General features: G+C 47.5%; 17 protein-coding genes. 12 read left to right on the top strand and 5 right to left on the bottom strand.

The features are described 5' to 3' along the window. Positions 1-10: 10 nt before the first annotated feature. The 4 genes from rsxC to metG all read right to left on the bottom strand — a co-directional run bounded on the left by rsxC (position 11) and on the right by metG (position 5,803). Positions 11-2,377, bottom strand: coding sequence for an electron transport complex subunit RsxC (gene rsxC / locus UNITIG_RS05310; protein ID WP_101757460.1), 2,367 nt, complete (start codon positions 2,375-2,377; stop codon positions 11-13). Next, positions 2,374-2,982, bottom strand: coding sequence for an electron transport complex subunit RsxB (rsxB, locus tag UNITIG_RS05305; RefSeq protein ID WP_101757459.1), 609 nt, complete (start codon positions 2,980-2,982; stop codon positions 2,374-2,376). Before rsxB ends, rsxC begins: the two co-directional genes overlap by 4 nt. A 13-nt stretch (positions 2,983-2,995) precedes the next feature. After that, on the bottom strand, positions 2,996-3,574 hold the full coding sequence (rsxA, locus tag UNITIG_RS05300; RefSeq protein WP_101757458.1) for an electron transport complex subunit RsxA: 579 nt from the start codon (positions 3,572-3,574) through the stop codon (positions 2,996-2,998). A gap of 183 nt (positions 3,575-3,757) precedes the next feature. After that, a complete protein-coding gene (metG, locus tag UNITIG_RS05295) occupies positions 3,758-5,803 on the bottom strand; it encodes a methionine--tRNA ligase (RefSeq protein WP_101759193.1) in 2,046 nt (681 codons plus the stop codon). A gap of 223 nt (positions 5,804-6,026) precedes the next feature. Here metG and apbC point away from each other — a divergent pair, with 223 nt between their 5' ends. The 6 genes from apbC (at position 6,027) to UNITIG_RS05265 (ending at position 10,247) form a co-directional block, all read left to right on the top strand. Next, positions 6,027-7,121 (top strand): iron-sulfur cluster carrier protein ApbC, encoded by a 1,095-nt coding sequence (gene apbC / locus UNITIG_RS05290; protein ID WP_101757457.1) that lies wholly within the window; start codon positions 6,027-6,029, stop codon positions 7,119-7,121. An 85-nt stretch (positions 7,122-7,206) separates the two neighbouring features. Beyond that, complete coding sequence (gene dcd, locus UNITIG_RS05285; RefSeq protein WP_101757456.1) at positions 7,207-7,776, top strand: dCTP deaminase; 570 nt, start codon at positions 7,207-7,209, stop codon at positions 7,774-7,776. A 183-nt stretch (positions 7,777-7,959) separates the two neighbouring features. Next, positions 7,960-8,262, top strand: coding sequence for a hypothetical protein (locus UNITIG_RS05280; RefSeq protein WP_145999099.1), 303 nt, complete (start codon positions 7,960-7,962; stop codon positions 8,260-8,262). Positions 8,263-8,275: 13 nt separating this feature from the next. Continuing rightward, positions 8,276-9,196, top strand: coding sequence for a haloalkane dehalogenase (locus UNITIG_RS05275; RefSeq protein ID WP_159931098.1), 921 nt, complete (start codon positions 8,276-8,278; stop codon positions 9,194-9,196). An 18-nt stretch (positions 9,197-9,214) separates the two neighbouring features. Further along, positions 9,215-9,976 (top strand): sulfite exporter TauE/SafE family protein, encoded by a 762-nt coding sequence (locus UNITIG_RS05270; protein WP_101757453.1) that lies wholly within the window; start codon positions 9,215-9,217, stop codon positions 9,974-9,976. A 34-nt stretch (positions 9,977-10,010) separates the two neighbouring features. After that, positions 10,011-10,247, top strand: coding sequence for a TIGR02647 family protein (locus UNITIG_RS05265; RefSeq protein ID WP_101757452.1), 237 nt, complete (start codon positions 10,011-10,013; stop codon positions 10,245-10,247). A 111-nt stretch (positions 10,248-10,358) separates the two neighbouring features. On the opposite strand, the gene UNITIG_RS05260 is transcribed toward UNITIG_RS05265, so the two are convergent. Beyond that, positions 10,359-11,081 carry a hypothetical protein gene (locus UNITIG_RS05260; protein WP_101757451.1) on the bottom strand — a complete coding sequence of 241 codons (723 nt, stop codon included), beginning with the start codon at positions 11,079-11,081 and terminating at the stop codon, positions 10,359-10,361. 262 nt (positions 11,082-11,343) lie between these two features. On the opposite strand from UNITIG_RS05260, the gene UNITIG_RS05255 reads away from it, so the two are divergent. From UNITIG_RS05255 to UNITIG_RS05230, 6 genes are all read left to right on the top strand, one after another. After that, a complete protein-coding gene (locus UNITIG_RS05255) occupies positions 11,344-11,907 on the top strand; it encodes a heme-binding beta-barrel domain-containing protein (protein ID WP_200821205.1) in 564 nt (187 codons plus the stop codon). A 73-nt stretch (positions 11,908-11,980) separates the two neighbouring features. After that, positions 11,981-13,079 (top strand): peptide chain release factor 2 gene (prfB, locus tag UNITIG_RS05250; RefSeq protein ID WP_101757449.1). Its coding sequence is split into 2 segments (ribosomal slippage): positions 11,981-12,055 and positions 12,057-13,079, totalling 1,098 coding nucleotides; the frame shifts between segments, so codons are not numbered across the junction. A gap of 95 nt (positions 13,080-13,174) precedes the next feature. After that, entirely contained in the window at positions 13,175-14,707 is a 1,533-nt protein-coding gene (gene lysS, locus UNITIG_RS05245) for a lysine--tRNA ligase (protein WP_101757448.1), read from the top strand. 413 nt (positions 14,708-15,120) lie between these two features. Next, positions 15,121-17,436 carry an Ig-like domain-containing protein gene (locus UNITIG_RS05240; protein ID WP_159931097.1) on the top strand — a complete coding sequence of 772 codons (2,316 nt, stop codon included), beginning with the start codon at positions 15,121-15,123 and terminating at the stop codon, positions 17,434-17,436. A 17-nt stretch (positions 17,437-17,453) separates the two neighbouring features. After that, positions 17,454-21,149: a putative Ig domain-containing protein gene (locus UNITIG_RS05235; RefSeq protein ID WP_101757446.1), complete on the top strand. Its 3,696-nt coding sequence runs from the start codon at positions 17,454-17,456 to the stop codon at positions 21,147-21,149. Next, entirely contained in the window at positions 21,146-23,821 is a 2,676-nt protein-coding gene (locus UNITIG_RS05230; protein ID WP_159931096.1) for a transglutaminase family protein, read from the top strand. Before UNITIG_RS05235 ends, UNITIG_RS05230 begins: the two co-directional genes overlap by 4 nt. Positions 23,822-23,844: the final 23 nt, after the last annotated feature.

The following is a 23,844-nucleotide window of genomic DNA, read 5'->3' as shown; positions in this document are numbered from 1 at the left end:
TCCGGTTTCTTTATCCGTTTTTCGTTTGCTGGTATTCAGCATAAGCTTGTTTGGCGTCGACCAGTTTCAGTTTCATTTTGGCGACGGCATCGGTGAGTAGTTCGATATTGTCACTACCTTCCTGTTCGGCGCTCGCCAGTTTTTCTTTGGCTTTTTCCAATCGCTTTTCGATTGAATCGACGGCATTTTGTAAACGTTCTTCATCGGTCATTTTAGACGCTGCTTCACGCTTGGCTAAAGCGCGGGCGATTGCATCCTGAGCGGCATCACCAGTGGCACCAGGCTGAGGATCTGTTTGCTGCTCCGGTTCCGTTGCAGGCAAGCTGGCAAGCTCTTGTTCAGCGGCAGCCAGTTTTTCTTTTAGGTTGTTAACCGTGTTACTAAAAATGTCCAGATTATCGGCATTCTCTTCGGTCGCTGTTTTTAGTTTAGCCTCAGCTTTTTCCAGACGGGTTTGTAACGAGCTGACTGCTTGCTGCGCTTTTTCCTGTGGTGATTGGTCACCTTGATGGGCGCGTTTTTGTTTGGCGCGTTCAATCGCTTGTTGTGCAGGATCGGTACTGACATTGTTTGTTGTGGCAGTCGGGTTATTGGCAGCAAACTCGGCTAGCGCCTGTTTAGCTTGCTCATATTTTACCTTGGTTTTTTCAACGCCGGTTCTAAAGGCGTCTACGGTATCAGCGCCTTGTTGCTCGGCTTGCTGTAATTTTTCTGTGGCTGCAGCTAAACGTTTTTCTACCGCGGCCAAGGCTTTTTCCAAAGATTCTTTGGTGGGTGCTTCTTCAGCACCACCGGCACGCTTGGCTTTGGCTTTTTCGATAGCTGCCTGGGCAGGATCGGCGGCGGCTTTTTTGGCTTTTGCTCTATCGACAGCGGCTTGGATAGCGTCACCCTTGCCGGTAGCGGCGTTGCCGGCGGCACGGGCTTCAGCCGCTGCTTTGCGTTCAGCGCGTTTGGCTTCTTTGGCTGCGGCTTGTTGTTCCAGGCGAAGTTGTCTGGCTTCAAAGCGCGCTTTGGATTGTTCAGCTTTAATGGCGTCTTGTTTCTGCTCGCGGATATCGGCTTTCGATGCCCGATAATATTGCACTAACGGTATATTGCTGGGGCAGGCATAAGAGCAAGCGCCACATTCAATACAGTCAGCCAGATTGTGTGCTTCCAGCTTGTCGTATTCTTTGCCGCGGGCGAACCAGTACATTTGCTGCGGTAATAATGATACCGGGCAGGCTTCTGCACATAGACCGCAGCGGATGCAGGCTTGTGCTGGTGTCGGTGGGGCAATCTCTTCGGCAGTAGGGGCCAGAATACAGTTGGTGGTTTTCACTACCGGAGTTTGCTCGCTGAGTAAGGTGAACCCCATCATGGGACCGCCCATAATCAAGCGTGAACATTTTTTGGCTTGATAGCCGCAACGTTCTAATAAATAGTTAACCGGTGTGCCTAACAATACTTCAAAGTTGCGTTGTTGTTCGCAGGCAAAACCGGTGATAGTAGTGATTCTGGAAATCAGGGGTTCACCAAATTCAACGGCTTTGTAGATTGCCACAGTGGTGCCGATATTTTGGCAGACAATACCGACGTCTGCTGGCAGTCCGCCTGAGGGGACTTCTTTACCAGTCAAAATTTGAATCAACTGCTTTTCGCCACCGGAGGGATATTTAGTGGGGAAGCTAACGATTTCTATGTCGAAACCTTCGGCGGCCTTGCGCAGTGCGGCAATACCTTCCGGTTTATTATCCTCTACCCCAATCAGCGTTTCTTTGCTGGGGTTGATCAGGTGCTTAAGAATGTTGGCACCAGCAATAATTTGTTCAGCGCGTTCCCGCATCAACATATCGTCAGAGGTGATATAAGGTTCACACTCGGTGCCATTGATAATCAGTGTTTCTATAACCTGGTCGTCGCGCGTACCTAACTTAATGGCAGAGGGGAATCCGGCGCCACCCATACCGGCAATGCCGGACTCGCGGATGTGGTCGAGTAATGTTTTTTTATCGGTATTGCGATAATCGGCAATACTTTTTCGTTCTCCCCATTGGTCGAGACCATCGGGTTTGATAATGATACAAGGGGCGCTCATTCCCGAGGGGTGGGGAATTTGTCGTTGCTCTATTGCTATCACTTCACCGGAAGTGGAAGCATGTACCGGCACGCTGACAAAGCCTTTGGCGGCCGCAATCATTTCACCTTTTAATACTTTTTGTCCTGGCTCGACGATAGCTGCAGCAGGCGCGCCAATATGCTGTGATAAAGGAAAAATTAGCTCATCGGGGATACCGGCAGCAGTAATCGGCAGCTGTGTTGATTGCTGTTTGTTTTCTGCGGGATGAATACCGCCGTGAATATCCCATACTTTTCTGGAGCGAGCTGCACTCATGCCGCCGCCTCATCCGTTTTGGGTTGTAAATCGGTAGCAATAATTTCAGCGGGTTTGGGCAAATCCCAGCTCCAGGTTTGCAGCGTGGTTTGTAACGGCAGCATATCAATACAATCAACAGGGCAGGGTTCAACACAGAGGTCACAGCCGGTGCACTCACTGCTGATGACCGTGTGCATTTGCTTGGCGGCACCCAGAATGGCATCGACTGGGCAGGCTTGAATACATTTGGTACAGCCGATGCACTCGTCTTCGCGAATATAGGCAACGTTTTTTACATTTTCGACACCGTGTTCGCCATCCAGCGGCAGTGCTTCAACATCTAACAGATCAGCCAAGGCGTTGATAGTAGCTTCACCGCCGGGTGGGCATTTATTAATGGCTTCGCCATTGGCAATGGCTTCGGCATAAGGACGGCAGCCAGGGTAGCTGCATTGACCACACTGTGTTTGTGGCAGCAAAGATTCAATTTGATCGGCAATGGGGTCGCCTTCGGTTTTAAATTTTACTGCGGCAAAGCCCAGCAAGGCACCAAAAGGCACGCCCAAAATAAGCAGGGCAATCAGTGCGGCGACAAAGGGTTGTTGGTTGATAAATTCAATCACGCTTGACTACCGCCTATACCAATCCAGCAAAGCCCATAAAGGCTAAAGACATTAAACCCGCGGTGATCATGCCAATGGCAGCACCTTTAAAGGGAGTGGGTACATCGGCAACGGCCAGTCGTTCACGCATAGCGGCAAATAATATCAGCACCAGTGAAAAGCCCAGTGCCGCACCAAAGCCGTAGAAGGCGGATTCCAGAAAACTGTTTTGCTTGTTGATATTGAGTAATGCGACACCTAACACGGCGCAGTTGGTAGTAATCAGTGGCAGGAATACGCCAAGAACTTTGTACAGCATGGGGCTGCTTTTGCGGACTACCATTTCAGTGAACTGCACGACCACGGCAATCACCAAAATGAAGGCGATGGTTTTCAGGTATTCCAGCCCTAGCGGCAGCAGCAACCAGTTATACGTCAGCCAGCTGACGATAGAGGCGAGAGTGAGTACGAAGGTAGTGGCGCTGGACATGCCAATCGCTGTTTCCAGTTTATTGGACACACCCATAAACGGGCACAGTCCCAAAAACTGTACCAGTACGAAGTTGTTGACCAGAATCGCTCCGATCAGTAGCAGTGAATAATCTGCCAGCATCTGTTGTCTTTACCTTTTTCTTATCAGTGTAACGGTGTTACCAAAAACGTAGCGTCAAAAAGTAGAGCTTCGCTGTTAACTAATGGCCTGTAGTTTAGCATGGATGCCCACCTTAGCTGCTAGCTAAAACGGCCGTAAATAGTTACTAATATGGACATATTACTAATGTTTAACTCTTTGATATTACTTAATTTTCATTCCGGCTTTGGCGCCTTGATCCGGTTCCAGTAGCCAGATGTCGGCGCCACCGGGGCCGGCGGCAATCACCATGCCTTCGGACATACCGAATTTCATTTTACGGGGTTCCAAATTGGCAACCATTACTGTCAGCTTGCCAACCAGATCTTCAGGCTGGTATGCAGCTTTAATACCGGCGAAGACATTCTTGGTGCCGTCTTCACCCAAGCTAAGGGTTAGCTGCAATAACTTGTCCGCGCCTTCGACATGTTCGGCAGCAATAATTTCTGCCACCCGTAAATCGACTTTGGCAAAGTCTTCGAATTGGATGGTTTCGGGCTTAGCGCCGGTAGCCTCTGCTGCGGGTTTGGATTTCTTCGCTTTTTTGGCGGGCTTCGCAGCGGGCGCTTCTTTGCCAGCGTCAACCATAGCGGCAACCTTGTCTTTTTCAATGCGCGTCATTAGTGGCGTGAAATCATTCAGTTGGTGATTCAGTAAAGGTTGTAAATCGTCATTCCAGTTGAGTTCAGCATTTAAAAAAGCCGCCGCTTTAGCGCCCGTGGCCGGTACGATAGGCTGTAGATAAATCACAATTAAGCGGAACAGGTTGATACACAGCGAGGCGATGGCTACCACTTGCTGTTGCTGGTCTTCTTGCTTGGCGAGTTTCCAGGGTTCTTGCGAATCAAAGTATTCGTTGGTGGCATCGGCCAACGCCATAATTTCACGGATCGCTTTGCTGTATTCGCGCTGCTCATAAAACCCGGCAATAACGGGGCTTTTGGCTACGGCTTGTTGCCACAGTGCCTCGTTAGCGAGTTTGGCAGACATCACATTAGCAGCACCTTTGCTAATAAATTTAGCCGAGCGGGAAGCGATATTGACGACTTTGCCGACCAGGTCCGAATTCACCCGCTGCACAAAATCTTCCAGGTTCAGATCGATATCATCGACTCCGGCGGATAATTTTGCCGCATAGTAGTAGCGCAGATACTCGGCATCCAGATGCTGCAAGTAGGTCGAGGCTTTGATAAATGTGCCCCGTGATTTTGACATCTTCTGACCATTGACGGTGACAAAACCATGTACATAAACCGCATCGGGTTTACGATAACCTGCTGATTCCAGCATGGCCGGCCAAAACAGACCGTGGAAATTAATAATGTCTTTGCCGATAAAGTGGTAAAGCTCGGTGCTGGCATCTTCTGCCCAGTAATCGTCAAAGTTTAATCCGGCGCGATCACAGTAATTCTGGAAGCTGGCCATGTAGCCGATAGGCGCGTCCAGCCAGACATAAAAATATTTGCCGGGAGCATCGGGAATTTCAAAACCAAAGTAAGGCGCGTCGCGGGAAATATCCCATTCCTGTAAGCCGGCCTCTAACCACTCACCTAATTTGTTAGCGATCTCTTTTTGCAGGCGACCGCTGGTAGTCCAGGTCTTCAGCATCTCGCTGAATTCTGGCAGTTTAAAAAAGTAGTGGGTGGAGGCTTTTTCAATCGGCGTCGCACCAGAGATGGTCGATTTGGGCTCGATTAAATCCGCAGGGCTATAAGTAGCGCCGCAGGCTTCGCAATTGTCGCCATACTGGTCAGCGGTTTTGCACTTGGGGCAGCTGCCTTTGATATAACGGTCGGCTAAAAACAGTTCTTTTTCCGGGTCGAATAACTGGGTGATCTCGCGGCTGGCAATATGCCCGTTGTCGCGTAGTCTTTTATAAATCAATTCGGAATAGTGTTTGTTTTCGGCACTATGAGTGGAGTGGTAATTATTGAAATTGATTAAAAAACCAGCGAGGTCTTGCTCGTGTTCGGCTTGCACGTTGGCGATTTGTTGTTCAGCGCTAATGCCGTTTTTTTCAGCGGTCAGCATAATCGCCGTGCCATGGGCATCATCTGCACAGACATAAATACAGTCGTTGCCGCGCTGTTGTTGAAATCTTACCCAAATATCGGTTTGGATGGTTTCTAGCAAATGACCCAGATGCAGCGAGCCATTGGCATAGGGTAGGGCGCTGGTAACGAGTATTTTTCTTGGCTTAGTTGATGTCATAGTTTGTTGGCAGCTGGGCTGAATCATTTCCGCTTGATAAAAGCGCGAACTATAGCGGTTTTGAGCCGCTATTTCATTATTAGTAGCTGTGCTGGCGCGCTGTTTCCGCTATTATTTTTGAGCTTTGTCGCTAGCCTGAGTAAAATGCTCAGGTTTTCGCTGCGGCGACCCTCGTTTTATAAGGCCACTATTGGCAAACCTTAATGGTTAATCTGGAGAATCCATGTCTGAAGTCACTCAGGTGCAAGTTGAAGAAGCCCTGCAACACTATACCGTTCCACACCTGAACCAAAACCTGTTAGCTGCCAATGTGATCAAGTCCATCGCTATAGATGGCGGTATGGTCACTATCGCCATCGAGTTCGGGTTTGCGGTCGCTTCTATCAAGGCGGTGATGCAAAAAGCGCTGGTGGATTTGGTCACTCAAATTCCGGGTGTTAATAGCGTCAATATCGATATCAGCTGGCAGATTGCGGCGATCAAAAGCCAGCGCGATTTACGCAATATGGATAAAGTGAAAAATATTATTGCGGTAGCGTCAGGTAAAGGTGGGGTCGGTAAATCGACCACCTCAGTAAACCTGGCGCTGGCGCTGGCGCGTGATGGTGCCAAAGTGGGATTGTTGGATGCCGATATTTACGGTCCCAGCCAACAACTAATGCTGGGGGTGGATAAAAGTGCGCGGCCGGAACAGGAAGGTCAGCAGTATTTAATGCCGATTGAGGCGCACGGTTTGAAAACCATGTCGATGGGCTATTTGGTCACCGATAAAACACCGATGGTATGGCGCGGCCCTATGGCCGGTGGCGCGATGAATCAATTACTCGCTCAAACCTGGTGGGGCGAGCTGGATTATCTGATTATTGATATGCCGCCGGGTACCGGTGATATCCAGCTGACGCTGTCGCAAAAGGCAGTGGTTGCGGGTGCAGTTATTGTGACTACGCCGCAGGATATTGCGTTGCTCGATGCACAAAAAGGTATCGAGATGTTTAATAAAGTGGAAGTGCCAGTACTCGGTGTGGTGGAAAATATGGCGATCCATATCTGTAGCGCTTGCGGTCATAAAGAGCATGTCTTTGGTGAAGGCGGTGGTGGTCGTATCGCTGCTGATTACCATGTGCCTTTACTAGGCTCCTTGCCGCTGTCGCTGAAAATTCGTCAACAATCTGATGCCGGTGCGCCCACGGTAGTGGCTGAGCCGGAGAGTGATGAAGCGTTATTGTACGGTGATATCGCTCGCAATATCGCAGTGGAGCTGGCAAAAACGGCTAGTACCGCGTCGGCTTTCCCCAATATCGTCATTAACAACGACTAAGGCAGGTTCTGGAATCTAGCGGCGCGAGCCGCTATGATGGCGGCCTTTTGTAGCAAACATTTTTCCTTTTTGAGATAGACCAAGTATGAGCATTAAATCAGATCACTGGATTCGTCGCATGGCTGAAAATGAGGGCATGATCGAGCCCTTTGAAGCGGGACAGGTTCGTTATAACGAGGCCGGTGGCCGCTTGATTTCTTACGGGACCTCCAGCTACGGATATGATGTGCGCTGCGCTGATGAATTTAAAATTTTCACCAATGTGCATTCCGCCACGGTTGATCCGAAAAATTTTGATGAAGCCAGCTTTGTCGATGTTAAAGCCAATGAATGTATTATCCCTCCTAACTCTTTTGCTTTGGCGCGCACCGTCGAATTCTTTCGTATCCCCCGTAGCGTATTAACGATTTGTTTAGGCAAATCTACTTATGCGCGCTGCGGTATTATCGTTAACGTCACACCGCTGGAACCGGAATGGGAAGGGCATGTGACGCTGGAATTTTCTAACACCACCACCTTGCCAGCAAAAATTTATGCAAATGAAGGCGTGGCACAAATGCTGTTTTTTGAATCCGATGAGATTTGTGATGTCAGCTATAAAGATCGCGGCGGTAAGTATCAGGGGCAAACTGGCGTAACACTGCCTAAAACCTAGGGTTATAGCCAAACTTAGCCGCTCATCTCAACCTGAGAATAACAACAAAGGGGAAGTGTTCGTGGCCAGATTAACGACGAAGCAATTATTAAAGTGGGCGGACAATTATGTCGCGCTTTGGAATGCCGGTGACCGTGAAGGTTGGGCGGCCAATTGGCGCAGTGTCGCACCGGGGAGTTCAGAATGCTCGACCCGGTGGGTACACCGGAAAAAGTAGGCTTCCAGCATTGCGCGCTGGATTCATTCGACTTATTTCAAGCCAATGTTCAATTCAGAATTTATCCCGGCTCATTATTTGTTTGTGATAATGAAGTGGCTTGGCTGTTAGAAAATCATATTGATTCGGGGGGTGAAATCTCCATTGGTCACAGTATCGAAACCTATCGTTTTGATGACGATGGCTCTGTCATGATTCGAACCTACTACCGTGTACCCGCGCATTCTGATAATGAATTGGGCGAAATGTTTAAAACCTATCTGCCTTAACCACGAAAACCTTATGGCCTCAATTTTACGTACACCGGATGCTCGTTTTGCTGGCTTGAGTGATTGTAGTTATCAGCCTAAGTACATGTTTATCGATGACGACGTACATGGCTCGCTGCGGGTTCACTATGTTGATGAAGGTGAAGTGGGGCGGCCGGTTATAGTGTTGCTGCATGGGCAGGCCACCTGGAGTTACAGCTATCGCCACATGATACCGCTGTTAGTCAACGCTGGTTTACGGGTAATAGCGCCAGATTTTATTGGCTTTGGTCGCTCCGATAAACTATCGCGCTCGGAAGACTACAGCTTTCAGCAACATGTCGATTGGTTAGCAGCAATACTGACGCAATTAGACGTTAGCAATGCCACTGGTTTTTTCTTCGATTGGGGCGGATATTTTGGTTTGCCGCTAGCGGCCAGACAGCCGGATTTATTTTCTCGTTTGGTATTGGTCAATACCACCTTGCCGCGTGCTAACGGTCTGCTAAATGCCTTATGGATTGCCTGGTGGCGGCGCCATATTTTAAAAGATCCGGTTTTTCCCGTCGCCGCGATGGTTGATCGGATGACGGATACTCATTTAGAACCAACTACTTTACAGGGGCTGGATGCACCGTTCCCGGATGAATCGTTTAAGGCGGGACCAAGAGCGTTCCCCCTGTTGATTCCTGCCACTGGACTGAACCCGGCGACTGCGACTAATCGTGAAGCCTGGCAGCAGTTAGCGCAGTGGACGAAACCGACGCTAACCTTAGTCAGCGAACGTTTAGCGCGCCGTGGTTTTAATCCCGCAGAATTTCATCGGCATATCCCCGGCACAAATAATCAGCCCCATGCTACCATTGCCAACGCTGGTTTTTTTATCATTGAAGATTACCCGCAATTATTAGCCGAACATGTGCTGGGCTTTATTCAATCGTCATCGGTTCCTTGAGTTGCCAAGAGAGATTTTGTGGATATAGGTATTGAATTTATTGCGCTGTTATTAGCGACCGGTTTGGTGGCGGGTGTAATCAATACCTTGGCGGGTGGCGGCTCCAATTTAACCTTGCCAGCGTTGATGGTGATGGGCTTGCCGGCCGATATTGCCAATGCCACTAACCGTATTGGTGTTGCTTTGCAAAACCTGGTTGCTATGCGAGGCTTTCATCAGCACGATAAATTACCTACTGATGATTTGGTGCCAGTACTGATACCAACATTGTTCGGCGGTGTGCTCGGTGCCATCGCTGCTTCCTACGCGCCTGCCTATTTATTAAAGCCGTTATTGTTGGGCATGATGCTGAGTATGACTGTCATCATGTTGGTACGGCCCGGGATTATTTCGCCGCCAGCCGGCACCGTCCCGTTTAAAATGAAAGAGCGCCCATCGGCGTGGTGGTGGTTGGCGGTTGCCGGTTTTTATGGCGGATTTGTGCAGGCCGGTGTGGGTTTTATTTTAATTACCGCCTTGGCCGGTTCACTGCGTTATGATTTGGTCCGCACTAATGCCTTAAAAGTCGTGTGTACCCTGGCCTTTACCGTACTGGCGTTGGGTTTATTTATCGCCCGCGGACAAGTGCTGTGGGTGCCGGGTTTGATTTTGGCTTGTGGCACCATGGTGGGTGCTCAAATTGCCGTTAAATTTGCCATCAGCGCCAAGCCGGAAACCTTAAAATGGTTTTTATTTGTGATGACTTTATGTGGTAGTGTGGCTGCACTGTACTTCGAATAATAATGGGTTAGATAATCCCAAGTGAGGATCCAATATGCTCTATTCAGCGGAAATTATTGAAGAGCTCAATATACTTGCACGCTATAACCTGGACACTACCCAAGAGGGAATCAAAGTGCACACCAGCGAGGCTGCCAATGAAGTAGTGGCTGCCACTGAGCGCTTGTTTAATAAGGGGCTGATCTCGCAACAGGATGGCGGTTATTTAACGGGGTTGGGTAGGGATGCTGCCGAGCATGCGCAAAACCTACTGATTATACTCAATAAATAAACGCGTGTTACTTGTTGGCCAGCTGAAGCGGTCTTGCTGACTAACGCTCGCCATTGTCTGCATTATTGAAAGTGCCCGCTGAGAACCTTCTCCCATCCGGGCATTGCTTAATTAGCGGCTAACGTGTTGCTCGATAGTTTCCGTCGCGGGGACATATCCGAGACTGTCCGGGCTACCAGGCTGTACGATACCCAGTGTGGCTTCAATCAACAGCCCAATCCAAATGGTGTAAACCCAGGGTCTAACCCGGTCCAGACTGGCGATCATTTTTTGGTTGTCTTCGTCAGTGACCTTATCAGCAATAATTTTACCGTAGCTGGCGCCAAAATCTTTTAAGCCAACACGAATCATTAGCCCGCAAAATACCAGACCGGCAAAGACAATCAGTTTGCCAGCCATCCATGGGTCATCTGCCAGGCGGCCAGTCATCCAGGAATAGCTGGTTGAGACAATCAAGCCAATGACGATTAACCAGCGCAAATAAAAATCAAATTTGGTCAGCAGAGGAATATAGCTGGCGTTATGTTTGAAGTGCAGAAGTAAGACAATACTTACCCAGAATGGCCCCAATAAAACGATACCGACCATCTGCCAGGTAGGGTGAGTGATGCCGTGAAATTCGCTGAGTATCCCACCAACGGTGAGCATCATCGTCATGCAGATTTTGGGGATCAAATCGCAGCCCATCATGATCTTGGTAGCTATCAATCGGGTTTCGCGTTGCAGGGATGGGTCCACTACAAATTTGCTTGAATAAAATACCCCCACGTCGCCGCCTAGCCAATAGCAAAAAAGCACGATATGAATGAGTAGCGTTAAGTCATACGCTGACATGAAAATTCCCCCATGGTCATCATTAATAGGTGGTTATTAAAATTATTATTTTAATTTCGCCCGCTATCCTACTGTAAATCAGGGGAAAGGAAACCAGTTGTGTAAAAAAGGTGAATTGTTAATGGTGGTTTGAGTCGCTTGTCTCAAGGCCTTGGCTGCGCGATGATAGCGATAATTAAGCCAGTCACTGCGGCATTTATTTCGTTTTTTGATGGCTGCTGGGTTAAATTAACAGTCACGACAAAAGTAAGGAGGAATGACTGTGTCGAGTACGATAATCAATAGTGTGGATTTTGGTCCCTTGGCTGGATTGGTAGGATTGTGGAAAGGGGATAAAGGTATGGATATCGCCCCTGAGTCAGATGGTTCGAAGGAAGCCAACCCCTATTATGAGGAGTTATTGATTGAAGTGGCAGGCGGTGCCACTAATGCTGAAAAACAGAGGTTGGCGGTATTGCGCTATCACCAAAAAGTTTTTCGTGTGAGTGATGGTCAGCAATTTCACGATCAAATCGGCTATTGGATCTGGGATGCGGACGATCAGCGCGTCATGTTTACCTTATCAATACCGCGCGGGGTAAGTTTAGTTGCGGGTGGTATTGCCGATGTTGATGGGGAGACCGCTACCTTGACGGTGGAATCCGCAGAGGGCAGTGATTGGGGCGTGGCACAGTCGCCTTTCATGCGCGATAACGCAAAAACCAAGGGGTTTAAAATGCAGTTATCGGTGAACGGTGATGCTATGGAATACTCGCAAACCACGTTTTTAGATATTTATGGTCGGGAATTTGATCACACCGATAACAGCACTCTGCGCAGGGTTTGAATTTACCTGCATTGTTTGTTGCTGTAAAATGCCGCGCTTTCTCATACACCAGCACCCTAGGCAGCACCCAAGCATGATTGAAGTCGGCGCCATTAAGCAAACCATCAAAGATCTCACTGAGCGGACTGAAACCCTTAGGGGGTATCTTTGACTATGCGACCAAGCAGGAGCAACTCGCTGAAATTGAGTTGGAGTTAGGCGAACCTGCGGTTTGGGATGATCCCGCCAGAGCACAGGAGCTGGGTAAACAGCGTGCGTCGCTGGAGTCAGTGGTCAGCACTATAGATACCTTAACCAGTGGTGTCTCCGATGTCGCCGAATTACTGCAAATGGCTTTCGAAGAAGATGATGCCGACACCGTTGCTGAGGTTGAAGCCGAGCTGGAGACACTGGACCAGCATTTGGCCAAGCTGGAGTTCCGCCGGATGTTCTCCGGTGAAATGGACCCGAATAACGCCTTCCTTGAAATTCAGTCTGGCTCTGGTGGCACCGAAGCCCAGGACTGGGCAGAGATGGTCTGCCGCATGTATTTGCGCTGGGGCGAAGCCAAGGGTTTTAAAACCGAATTAATGGAAGCCTCCGATGGCGACGTTGCCGGTATTAAAAGTGCCACCATCCAGTTTAGTGGTGAATACGCCTACGGTTGGCTGCGTACCGAAACCGGTGTCCATCGCTTGGTGCGTAAATCGCCCTTCGATTCGGGAAACCGTCGCCACACCTCTTTTTGTTCGGTGTTTGTCTCTCCCGAAGTGGATGACAATATCGATATCGAAATTAACCCGGCCGATATCCGTACCGACACCTATCGCGCCAGTGGCGCCGGTGGTCAGCACGTTAACAAAACCGATTCGGCGGTGCGTATTACCCACGAGCCATCGGGTATTGTGGTGCAGTGTCAAAACCAGCGCTCGCAACATCAAAACCGTGACTCGGCAATGAAGCAATTAAAAGCAAAACTGTACGAGATGGAAATGCAAAAGCGCTCGGCAGCATCGCAGGCGTTGGAAGACAGCAAATCCGATATCGGTTGGGGCAGTCAAATCCGCTCGTATGTATTGGATGATCAGCGCATCAAAGATTTGCGCACCAATGTGCAAACCAGTAATTGCAACAACGTACTGGATGGTGATTTAGATTTATTTATTGAAGCATCGTTAAAAATGGGGCTTTAAAAAAGGCTTGACGCCTTTTTTAAAGCCGGGGACAGATCTTCAGCTCTGTCCCCCCTAACCCTCAAATCAAAGTTTATATACACAAGAGTTTACCCATGTCAGAACAGCAAAACACCACCAACGAATCAGCCGCCGAAGAAAACAAATTAATCGCTGAACGTCGCGCCAAGCTGAAAGACATTCGTGAAAAACGCAATGCGTTTCCTAACAGCTTTCGTCGCACTGATGATGCCAAGGATTTACAGGCAGAGTTGGGTGAAAAGGATAAAGAAACCTTGGAAGGTCTGAATCGCCGAGCCGCTGTCGCCGGTAGAATCATGGCCAAGCGTGGCCCGTTTTTGGTATTGCAGGATATGACCGGCCGCATTCAGGCGTATGTGGATAAGAAAAAACTGCCAGAAGAATTACTGCCCGAAATTAAAACCTGGGACATCGGCGACATCATTGGCTGTGAAGGCCCGGTCCATAAATCCGGCAAAGGCGATCTCTATGTCTATATGGAATCGGTAGAGCTGGTCACCAAATCACTGCGCCCTTTACCAGACAAATTTCACGGCCTGCAAGATCAGGAAATGCGTTACCGTCAGCGTTATGTTGACCTGATTATGAGTGAAGAGTCGCGCAGCGTATTTACCCTGCGCTCAAAAATGATCACCTTTATGCGCAACTATTTGGATGCTGCCAATTTTATGGAAGTGGAAACGCCAATGATGCATGTCATCCCCGGCGGTGCCGCAGCGCGTCCTTTTATCACTCACCACAATACCCTCGACATGGATATGTATTTGCGTATTGCACCGGAATTATATTTAAAGCGTTTAGTCGTCGGTGGTTTTGAGCGGGTGTATGAAATTAACCGCAACTTCCGCAACGAAGGTTTATCAACCCGTCACAACCCTGAATTCACCATGTTGGAATTTTATCAGTCCTACGCCGATTACCATGACCTGATGAATTTAACCGAAGATATGCTGCGCAAAATGGCGCAAGAGCTGTTGGGTACAACCACTCTGGTCAGTACCGTGCGTGATGAAGAGGGTGAAGTCACCCAAACCACCGAATATGATTTATCGCAGCCGTTCAGACGTTTATCCGTATTTGATTCTATTTTGCATTTCAATCCAGAAATAAAAGCAGAGCATATCGATAACCTGGAAGCCGCACGCAAGTTGGCAGAGTCTTTACATATCCCGCTTAAAGACAGTTATGGCTTGGGTAAAATTCAAATTGAAATATTTGATAAAACCGTAGAGCACCGTTTGGATCAGCCCACGTTTATTACCGAATACCCGACCGAAGTATCACCACTAGCACGTCGCAGTGATGATAATCCTTTCGTAACCGATCGCTTCGAGTTTTTTGTCGGTGGCCGTGAGCTAGCTAACGGCTTCTCCGAGCTGAATGATGCCGAAGATCAAGCGGAGCGTTTTCTTGCGCAGGTTGCCGATAAAGAAGAGGGTGATGATGAAGCGATGCACTACGACGCTGATTATATCGCCGCGCTGGAATACGGTTTACCACCGACGGCGGGTGAGGGGATTGGTATTGACCGGTTAGTGATGTTGTTTAGTGACTCACCGACGATTCGCGATGTGTTGTTGTTTCCGCATATGCGGGCGCAGGGTTAATCTCTATTAGTCGCTTTGATGGCGGCTTGCAAATCTCCCCAATAGGGCGCCGTTAACGCTGGATTGCGTTTAACGGCGTTCGTTATTTCTTTTATTTCAAATTATTATTTTTGAATTGGAAGGCTGGTTTAGCTTCCTCGTAACTTAAGCTCGTGAGTGATGATTTTCCAATTCTTGTAAATTAGTACTAGTAATCCCCCAAAAAACTTTGTTAGGATTCGTCAAGAGTTGGCTCATGTTGATGGGCCACGATAATTTTCTCTTTAAATGGATTTTAAATAACAATGGACTGTTATCTATTTCGCCTGCCTGTATTTTCGAAAAACTTTGCTGCTAAAACGAAGCTTACTTCAAATTTAGTCATGTTGAGGTGGGGGCTCTGTTTTCTGGCTGTTGTGCTTAGTCAGTCACTGATGGCTAGTGGTGACAAAGATTTACAGAGAGGTTTTGGTTATAAAAATGGCTATGGTCATCATGATGCCCATAGTGGCCGACATAATAATGAAAAAGGTCATACCCGATGGAGTGGCCCGCATAAAGGTTGTAATACCAAGGGGAAGCATCATCATCGCGACCGCTCAGACTCATCACTTAATTGTTTAAATGCTTACGCCTCGCCTAGTGTTCTATGGCCAGCAAACCATAAATTTAAAACTGTCTCTATAAAAGGTTTAAGCACCGCTAGTGGTGTAGAGCCTGTGGTTATCATCCAGTGTGTATCTCAAGACGAGCCTGTGAATGGACAGGGGGATAGCAATACAGCTTATGATGCTAAGTGGTTGTCAGATAATAGAATCTCGCTGCGTAAAGAGCGGGCCGGTGGCGGTAATGGCCGCGTTTATCATATTGATTTTTTTGCCCACGACGAAGCTGCGGGTGAGAGTTGTAGTGGTAGCGTTGCGGTTGAAGTGCCTCACCATAAGCACGGTAAAGCGCAGGATGAGGGTAAGCTCTATCCCTCTCTTGAAGGAGGCGTAGCCTGCCGCGAAGGTAATAATTCCAGTCCCGAGATTACCAGCACTGCAATTACCTCTGCCACTGAATCGGTGGCGTATCAATATGTTGTTTCAGTCTCTGATGCCGATGATGATGTTCTGGGTTATCTACTTGAAACAGCCCCAGCTGGTATGACGATTAGTAGTGAAGGTGAAATAGCTTGGACTCCTGGCACGGCAGATATTGGTAGCCATTCAATTATGGTTACTGTTGATGATGGTCGCGGTGGTAGTGCTGAACAGTTATTCACTTTAATTGTTTCGCCGCGACCAAATAATGCACCAGTTATCACCTCAACTCCCGTCTTGAGCGGCATTGAGGGGCAGGCCTATCAATACCAGATCGAAGTCAGTGACGCAGAGGGTGATGCACTGGTTTATAACGTGGTATTGGCGCCAGAAAATATGTCGGTGAGTTCTAATGGGCTTGTTCAGTGGTCACCAGCGGTTGGTAGCACAGGTAGTTATGATATTATTTTGCAGGTCAGTGATGGTCAAATCGTAGTGGAGCAGACCTACACATTGGCTATTTCCCCCAAACCTAATACTGCGCCGTCCATCACTACAGTTCCTTTAACAAATGCATCGGAAGGCAGTCACTATCAATATATATTGACCGCGTCCGACCCCGATGGCGATACGCTTATTTTTAGTTTAGTCACTGCACCTGTGTCGATGACAGTTATCGGAGATACTATCAGTTGGATACCAACTTATAGTGATGCCGGTGAACACAGTGTGTTGATAGCTGTTAGCGATAGTCAGGGTGGCACCGCTAGCCAAGGTTTTACGGTCATAGTAGCGGATACCAATCGCGATCCTGAAATTACCTCCATCCCTGTGGTTGAAATAGCCGAAGGCCAAGCATATCAATATCTGCTGGAAGCAAACGATGCTGATGGTGATCCATTAAATTTCGTTTTAGTTGATGGGCCAGCAGGTTTATCGATTGATGGTGAAGGGTTGATCAGTTGGGTTCCCGGTTATGACGATGAAGGACAATACCATGTTGCGATAAACGTTTTGGATGGTAAAGGGGGAAGTAGTAATCATGCATTTACGCTCAATGTCAGTAGTACCAACCGTGACCCCCAAATATCTTCCGTGCCGGTGTTGATTGCTAAAGAAAATGTTCTTTATCAATACCAGCTAGCAGCCAGTGATGATGACGGCGATGTGCTCTCATATAGATTAGCAATAGCACCCTCATCAATGATAATTTCAACAGAGGGCTTGATATCTTGGGTTCCGGATATCAATAGTGCTGGTGAACAAGCTATTGAGGTTGTTGTTACAGATGGTGATGTCAATATTAGTCAGCGCTTTCTAATTGCCATTAGCAATACTAATCAAGCGCCTATTGCGGTGCCGGACAGTGTGAGTGTGCTGGAGGGTGGTGCTGAAAATTTCTTGTTGCAAGCAACTGATAGTGATGGTGATGCATTAATATTCACGCTGCTGACTGAGCCTGAGTATGGCACTTTATTAGGTAGTCCTCCAGATTTAATTTATGTTCCTAACTCCAATTATCATGGTACTGATTCGCTAACATTCTATGTAAGCGATGCTGAATTTTATTCAGAAATAGCTACGGTCAACTTTACTGTAAATGAAAGTAACCAGGCGCCAATAATTACCAGCATTCCATTCACTACTACCGTCATTAGTGGGGAGACTTTTACCTATGATGTCGAGGCCTTTGATGCCGATGGTGATGAGCTAGTTTATTTTTAAACTCGGCTGCGGATGAAATGACAGTCAGCCAGTTTGGTTCAGTCGTCTGGGATACGTCATCGGCGGAGATTGGTGATTACAACACTGTTATTTATATTGAGGATGTTGAAAATACAGTTAGTCAAAGTTTTGTAGTTAGCGTTATCGAACCACCTACAGTTGAGTTGGTTATAACATCGATACCGGCTACACGCGCTTCTACCATTTCGGGTTATCAATATTTTCCTGAAACAACATACCCTGATGATGAAGTTACATATGAAATAGTTGCGGGGCCAGAGGGGGTCTCCTTATTAGGAGGTGAGATTTTTTGGCGGCCTATAAGCACCGAAAATACGTTGGAAGAAGATACTCGACTTCAGTCTTGTATTAATTATGATGATTTTGTTATCGGTGCGTATGGTGCATTTTCCCTCTATATAGAAAGTTTTTATGATTCAGTACGTTTCCCTACGCTGTATGAAGTGATATCGCCGACTGTAAGTGATACGTCTGATATAGATAATCAAATTTCATTAGGAACTTTGGCAAGGATTGCCGCAGGAGAAAAATGGGGCTTTGATAATACCTTCGAATACACCACCGCTGCACCGAGCTGGAGTGGAGTGTTGACACGCTTGGTTGTGCCTGATGCGCAGGGTGGGGATTTGGGGTTTTCTAAAGGTAGTAATTTTTATTCAAGGCCTAGGGCTAACGATGAGGAAAGGGCGTTAGCATTTCACAATGATACGTGGGCTGCTCGGCGGTCACATAATGTTTGCGAGAGCGAGAATAACTTTGGGGTTATCACTGGTCAGCAAAATAATTCGTGGGAAGCTTGTGTCTATAATGATTGGGGTGAATATGGCGTTACCAATGAGCTGCCACAGGCCAGTTTATGGTTGGCTGATTTAGCAATAGTGGATGCCTATGTTGAAAATTCACGTGTGGTGAAATTTGATCTCAGTAATAGAGGGTTGGTAGCGACAGGTGCTTTTGCCGTTAGAGTTTATGAAGAGGTTAATAACGCCTATCAAGTTATTGGACAAGTTGATGTTGCTGGGCTTTCAGGTACATCAAGTTATTCGGTTGATGTTGGGCGCCCAATTACTGGTAATGTGCGCATTCAAATTGATTACAATAATAGCGTGGCACTTGAATGCGATACGAGTAACCAAGCTCTCGATCTGTACTACTTTAAACTACTTGCGCGCTCTGCTTTAGGGGTTATTACCACGCAGGATTTTTGGGTGGCCGGTGATAATGATCATTTGGAAGTATCTAATGATTTCCCTGAAAAAATTTATGATGGTTCTGTTTATATTTATCATGCGGAAGTTTTTGGTGGTGATGGTAATTACGTTTACGAGTTAATAGGTGCGCCTAATGGCGCTACGGTAAATGCGGAAGGAGAAGTGCGCTGGCAGACGATGGATACAGATGTTGGCCAGCATATATTTACTCTGAGTGTAGCCGATGGTTCTGGTCAGGATGTAGTAAAAACAGCAGCGGTAACGGTATTAGATCTCCCTGATAATCAAAAGCCCGTGGTTGTTTCAGTGCCGCCTATTGATGCATTTGTCGGTGAGGAATATGTCTACCAGCTTGAGGTGGTTGATCCGGATGGTGATGAAATTACTATCTTGACTGAGGGTGATTCCACGGAGCCAGGTGCTTTTCAAATCGATGAGAACTATCGAATTACTTGGACGCCGACTATTGAAACCTATGAATGGGTTCAATTAAGAGAGGGTTATAGCACTTTAGTGATTGAAATGATTGACTCCAATGGCGCTGTCACTATTCATAACTGGGGGGTAAATATATATCTGCAAAGTAATAACGATAACTCTCCGTTAGTGTCGGCTATCGATTCTGTTGCGCTTGCAGTAAATCAAAATTTTGAGATTAGTGTTGACGCCACGAATCCACTGGGTGACACGTTGCTGTACTCACTATCTACTGCACCAGACGGTATGATAATTAATGAGGTCGGAGTCGTTAGCTGGGCACCCGGTGAACTGAGTGTTGGTTATCATGAAGTTGTGGTCCAGGTTTCTAATTCTGAAGAAAGTTCTACCGTGAGTTTCTTTATAGAGGTAGTGCCGTCCTTATCAATTACGTCTAGTCCGTCTGCGGTCACCTATGATTCAGAACTCTATCACTACCGGGTGGTAGCAGTTGGCAAAGTTATTGGGTATGAATTATCTGCAGCACCAGTCGGTATGAATATTACGGATACTGGGCATATCACTTGGGTGCCAACGGCAGAGGATGTCGGTGTTCATGCTGTATTACTTTCCGTTAAAGATAATCAAGGAATTGAGTTTTCCCAGGGTTTTGAGCTTACTGTTTACGCTAGTAACAGTTTGCAAGTCACCAGCTCGCCCGCGATAAATGCCTATTTTGGTCAGGGTTATTACTACCAAGTTACGGCGCATAATTATAGAGATGATAGGTTAAATTATTCTTTAGATATCATGCCAGATGGTATGGAACTTAGTTCAGAGGGTCTAATTACATGGGTGCCGTCGCTGTCACAAGTGGGTAATCATAATGTTGTGCTCAATATCGACGATGGTGTTAACGCAGTTGCTCAAAACTTTACTATTACGGTGGCTGCTGAAATTGCAGTAAACACAGCGCCCTCAATAAGTAGCTCTCCCAGCAGGCAGTTATCCGCTGGGCAGTTTTATACCTATCAATTGATAGCGACAGACGAAGATGGCGATCTGTTAACTTATACATTAGATTCTGCGCCAACAGCGATGAGTATCGGTTCAACCGGTCTTATTAGTTGGCAGTCTTCTTTAGATGAGGTGGGCGATAAGACGATTGTCGTTAGTGTGCTCGATGGTCGTGGGGGCTATGCGCAGCAGAGTTACTCGCTATCGGTTTATGCAGAGACGGGCCCTGTTTTTACTTCCAAGCCGAGTAATGTAGCTATTATTGGGTCTGTCTATCAGTATCTAATCAACGCAGTGGATTTAGAAAATGACCCTGTCTGCTATAGCTTGGTCAGTAATACTGAAGGCGTGTCGCTAGACGGTAACGCTCTGACTTGGGTGCCCGCTTCTGAGCAATTAGGTGTGCAAGCAATTTCCGTGGAAGCGACTGATGGCAAGCTAAGTACGATTCAAAATTTCAGTGTGTTGGTGACGGTAGATCAAGCGCCGCTTATTATTTCAGATGCGCCCTTAACCGCTCTTGTCGATCAGTTGTATAGCTACCAAATACAAGCCTTTGATCCTGAGGGGGGCAGCCTGAATTATCAATTGCTAGGCGCGCCGGGCACAATGACATTAGCTGATAGCGGTTTGATTGAGTGGCAACCGGCCGCCGTTGAATTGGGGAGACATTTAATTAGTCTTCGCATTAGTGATGCACAGGGCTCAAGTACGGTATATGAGTTTGCAATATTTGTGATTGAAGATGAGTTTTCGCCAGTCATTACCAGTGATGCGATAACGTCGACTAAAACGGAAGAGGGTTATAGCTATCAGCTAACAGTGACTGATCCTCAGGGCGACACTATCAATTATCAGCTCGTCACCGCGCCAGACAGTATGACGATCGATGATGTCGGTTTAGTGAGTTGGTCACCGACAGTAGAAAATATCGGTGTGCACTCGGTAGAAATTGAGGTCAGTGATAGTGATGGTAATAGTGATCAACAATTTTATCAGTTGGTAGTGACTGCACCCGGACCATGGAACCGGAGGTTATGCCAATGAGCGCGTTAATAAAAAGTCTCACGGCGCTTAGTCTTCGATTAATGGCATTGCGTTTGGTTTCAATGGGTCAAACAATAGCGCAAAAAAAGGATTACGAAATGGACGTCGTATATAGTAATAGTGATTACGCACTGAATCATAATAAGCCGTTGTTAACTCAGTTTCGTGAAGGGCACCGATTCATGCGCGCCACAGCTATTGTTGTACTGTGTTGTTTTGCTGTGGTGTTTTACTCGCCGGCAGTCAATGCCACGGTTAAATCTATTGATGAGTACTTACGTTATAAACCTGACTATCCTGTTTTTTCTGAAATGGATAGTGCGCTTGCAGAAACGCAGCAGCTCTTGCAGAAAACTGCCATTGCGTTGAAGCAAACAGGTGAAAATACGAATGAACATTTGGGCTTGGCTATCCTGAAAAAGGCGATTAGCCAGCAGCGTGAAATTTTCAGTGATCTCGATGAGGGTGCCAGCGATTACTTTGCTGATCAGCGACGATATTACACGCAGCAGCAATTACCACAGCGAGCCATAACAGTACTGGATCAAAAGCAGCAACGCTACCAGCGTGAAATGGCAACCTTGCAAGATCAGCTGCAACGGATTGATCGTGTGCAAGGTCCAGCGTTACAGCAGGAAGTGCGACTCGCTACTGCATTGCTTGCACGTTTATATAATCCAATCCAACATCCCTACGACCAAACCATGCCTTTTGGTCCGTTGGATGCCGTCAGTGGCGCACCGGTTAACAGCGCAGCGGCATTAGAAAGCATGCTGGGTGTGGCACCTGTTACCGGTGACCCCGTTGCCGCAGATACCACTGCCACCTTAGATGCGCCCATTAGCCCTGCCATTCAACAATTGGCTAATGATTTAAGCAATGATGAAGTCGCTATTTATAACTGGGTCCATAACAACATCGAATTTATTCCCAGTTATGGTTCATTGCAGGGTGCCGATTACACTTTGCAAACCCGTCGTGGTAATGCCTTTGACCAAGCCAGTTTATTAGTTGCCTTGCTGCGTGCAGCGAATATTCCCGCGCGCTACCAGTACGGTAATGTATGGATCACTTTAGATGAAGTGATGAACTGGGTAGGCGGTGTTCGTGTGTACGAGGCGGCACAAAACCTACTTGGCCAAGGGGGGATTCCCAGCGCACTATTATCAGTTAATGGAACAAATAAATTCATGACCATGGAGCACGTCTGGGTGCAGCTGTGGGATGGTAGCCAGTGGGTAGAGGTGGACCCTAGCTTTAAACAGTACCAATACACCGAGGGCATGGATTTACAAAGCGAAGTTAGTTTTGATGCTGAAGCGTTTGCCAATACCTTGCAAAGCACGGCTACCGTTAATGAAACCGAAGGCTGGGTGCAAAATGTGAATCAGGCCTTTATCGAAACAGAACTGGAGGATTACCGGCAAGCGCTGGAAGATTATTTAACGAATCAACAACCCGAGGCGACAGTAGGCGACGTCATCGGCAGTAAAACGATTATAGAAACCACCAGCGTATCATTGCCCACGCAGTTGCCCTACAACCAAATCGTTGTCAGTCAGGCGCTCACCGAAATTCCTGACCACTTGCGCTATAAGTTCACCTTCAAACTACAGGACCAATTTGGTGGTGAGTTACTAAGCCATACTGCGACTACCGTTGAGCTGGCTGGCCAATCCTTGGCAATCTCATTCAACCCCGCCACAGCCGCAGATGAACAAGCCTTATTGGATTACTTACCCGACAACCCACAAAGTGCAGAGGATTTACCCAATATCATCCCCGCAGGTTTAATGAATGTAGTCGGTGAGTTAACTGCCAGTGGCCAAGTCGTCGCCAGCAGCGCTGCCATGAGTTTTGGGCAGGTACTGCAAACAGAAAAAGGCTATTTTGTGCCAGGCCGTGGTTGGAGTACGACCATTAATCCCATCATCACCGGCGAGTATCAAGCCATTGGCTTGGATTACCACGGTATATCACCTGCGCAGTTACAAGCATTGCAAACCCGCCTTGAAGCCACCAAAGCCAAACTGGAAGCAGAAGAATTTACCGGCCTCACCAAACACGAAGTGGTGGGGGATTTAATGCAATCCGGTGTGATGAGCTATATGGCCATTACCGACGTGCAATCGCGACTTGCCGCACAAAGCTCGGATATTGTTTACTACCGCGAACCCAGTTACGGTACCTTTCAAACCAATGCCAAAACAAACGGTTTGTTGGGTACGGTTACCAATGTAGAAATGACTGGATTACTGATGGATATGGATTCCATGAAATTCAGCACTGAATGTAAAAGTAATTGTTGGGGTAACTGGCGGGACTTTAATCAGCAGATGGGCAGTACCTATTCGGCGTATGAGCATTTGGTGCCGGAGCAATTGTTTTCTACGGATGAAGAACCGGTTGAAGGGATTAGTGCAGTGAAGGCGTTGGCGATTGCCAGTCAACAAGGCCAAAGGATTTATACCTTTACGCAGGATAACCTACAGTACCTAAGTGATTTAACGGTTGATCAAGGGACGGTTGATGAAATTCGCGCGCAGGTGGAGAATGGAATGGTGGCTACGGTGCATCAGAATCCGATTAGTTATGCGGGTTGGACTGGGGCTGGGTATACGATTGTGGATCCGGAGACTGGGGCTGGGGGTATAAGATTAGTGGGGGGCTGATGGTGGGGAGGCAAGCTCATTAC

Source organism: Oceanicoccus sp. KOV_DT_Chl (genome assembly GCF_900120175.1).
Lineage (GTDB): Bacteria > Pseudomonadota > Gammaproteobacteria > Pseudomonadales > Dasaniaceae > Oceanicoccus.
The sequence above is the reverse complement of the archived record's forward strand: the minus strand, read 5'-3'. Positions and strand labels throughout refer to the sequence as shown.

What these genes read in the sequence shown, in the direction of transcription:
- rsxC (WP_101757460.1), bottom strand. Translation starts at nt 2,377, where the DNA reads ATGAGTGCAGCTCGCTCCAGAAAAGTATGGGATATTCACGGCGGTATT.
- rsxA (WP_101757458.1), bottom strand. Translation starts at nt 3,574, where the DNA reads ATGCTGGCAGATTATTCACTGCTACTGATCGGAGCGATTCTGGTCAAC.
- metG (WP_101759193.1), bottom strand. Translation starts at nt 5,803, where the DNA reads ATGACATCAACTAAGCCAAGAAAAATACTCGTTACCAGCGCCCTACCC.
- apbC (WP_101757457.1), top strand. Translation starts at nt 6,027, where the DNA reads ATGTCTGAAGTCACTCAGGTGCAAGTTGAAGAAGCCCTGCAACACTAT.
- dcd (WP_101757456.1), top strand. Translation starts at nt 7,207, where the DNA reads ATGAGCATTAAATCAGATCACTGGATTCGTCGCATGGCTGAAAATGAG.
- UNITIG_RS05280 (WP_145999099.1), top strand. Translation starts at nt 7,960, where the DNA reads ATGCTCGACCCGGTGGGTACACCGGAAAAAGTAGGCTTCCAGCATTGC.
- UNITIG_RS05275 (WP_159931098.1), top strand. Translation starts at nt 8,276, where the DNA reads ATGGCCTCAATTTTACGTACACCGGATGCTCGTTTTGCTGGCTTGAGT.
- UNITIG_RS05265 (WP_101757452.1), top strand. Translation starts at nt 10,011, where the DNA reads ATGCTCTATTCAGCGGAAATTATTGAAGAGCTCAATATACTTGCACGC.
- UNITIG_RS05260 (WP_101757451.1), bottom strand. Translation starts at nt 11,081, where the DNA reads ATGTCAGCGTATGACTTAACGCTACTCATTCATATCGTGCTTTTTTGC.
- lysS (WP_101757448.1), top strand. Translation starts at nt 13,175, where the DNA reads ATGTCAGAACAGCAAAACACCACCAACGAATCAGCCGCCGAAGAAAAC.
- UNITIG_RS05240 (WP_159931097.1), top strand. Translation starts at nt 15,121, where the DNA reads ATGGCTAGTGGTGACAAAGATTTACAGAGAGGTTTTGGTTATAAAAAT.
- UNITIG_RS05235 (WP_101757446.1), top strand. Translation starts at nt 17,454, where the DNA reads ATGACAGTCAGCCAGTTTGGTTCAGTCGTCTGGGATACGTCATCGGCG.
- UNITIG_RS05230 (WP_159931096.1), top strand. Translation starts at nt 21,146, where the DNA reads ATGAGCGCGTTAATAAAAAGTCTCACGGCGCTTAGTCTTCGATTAATG.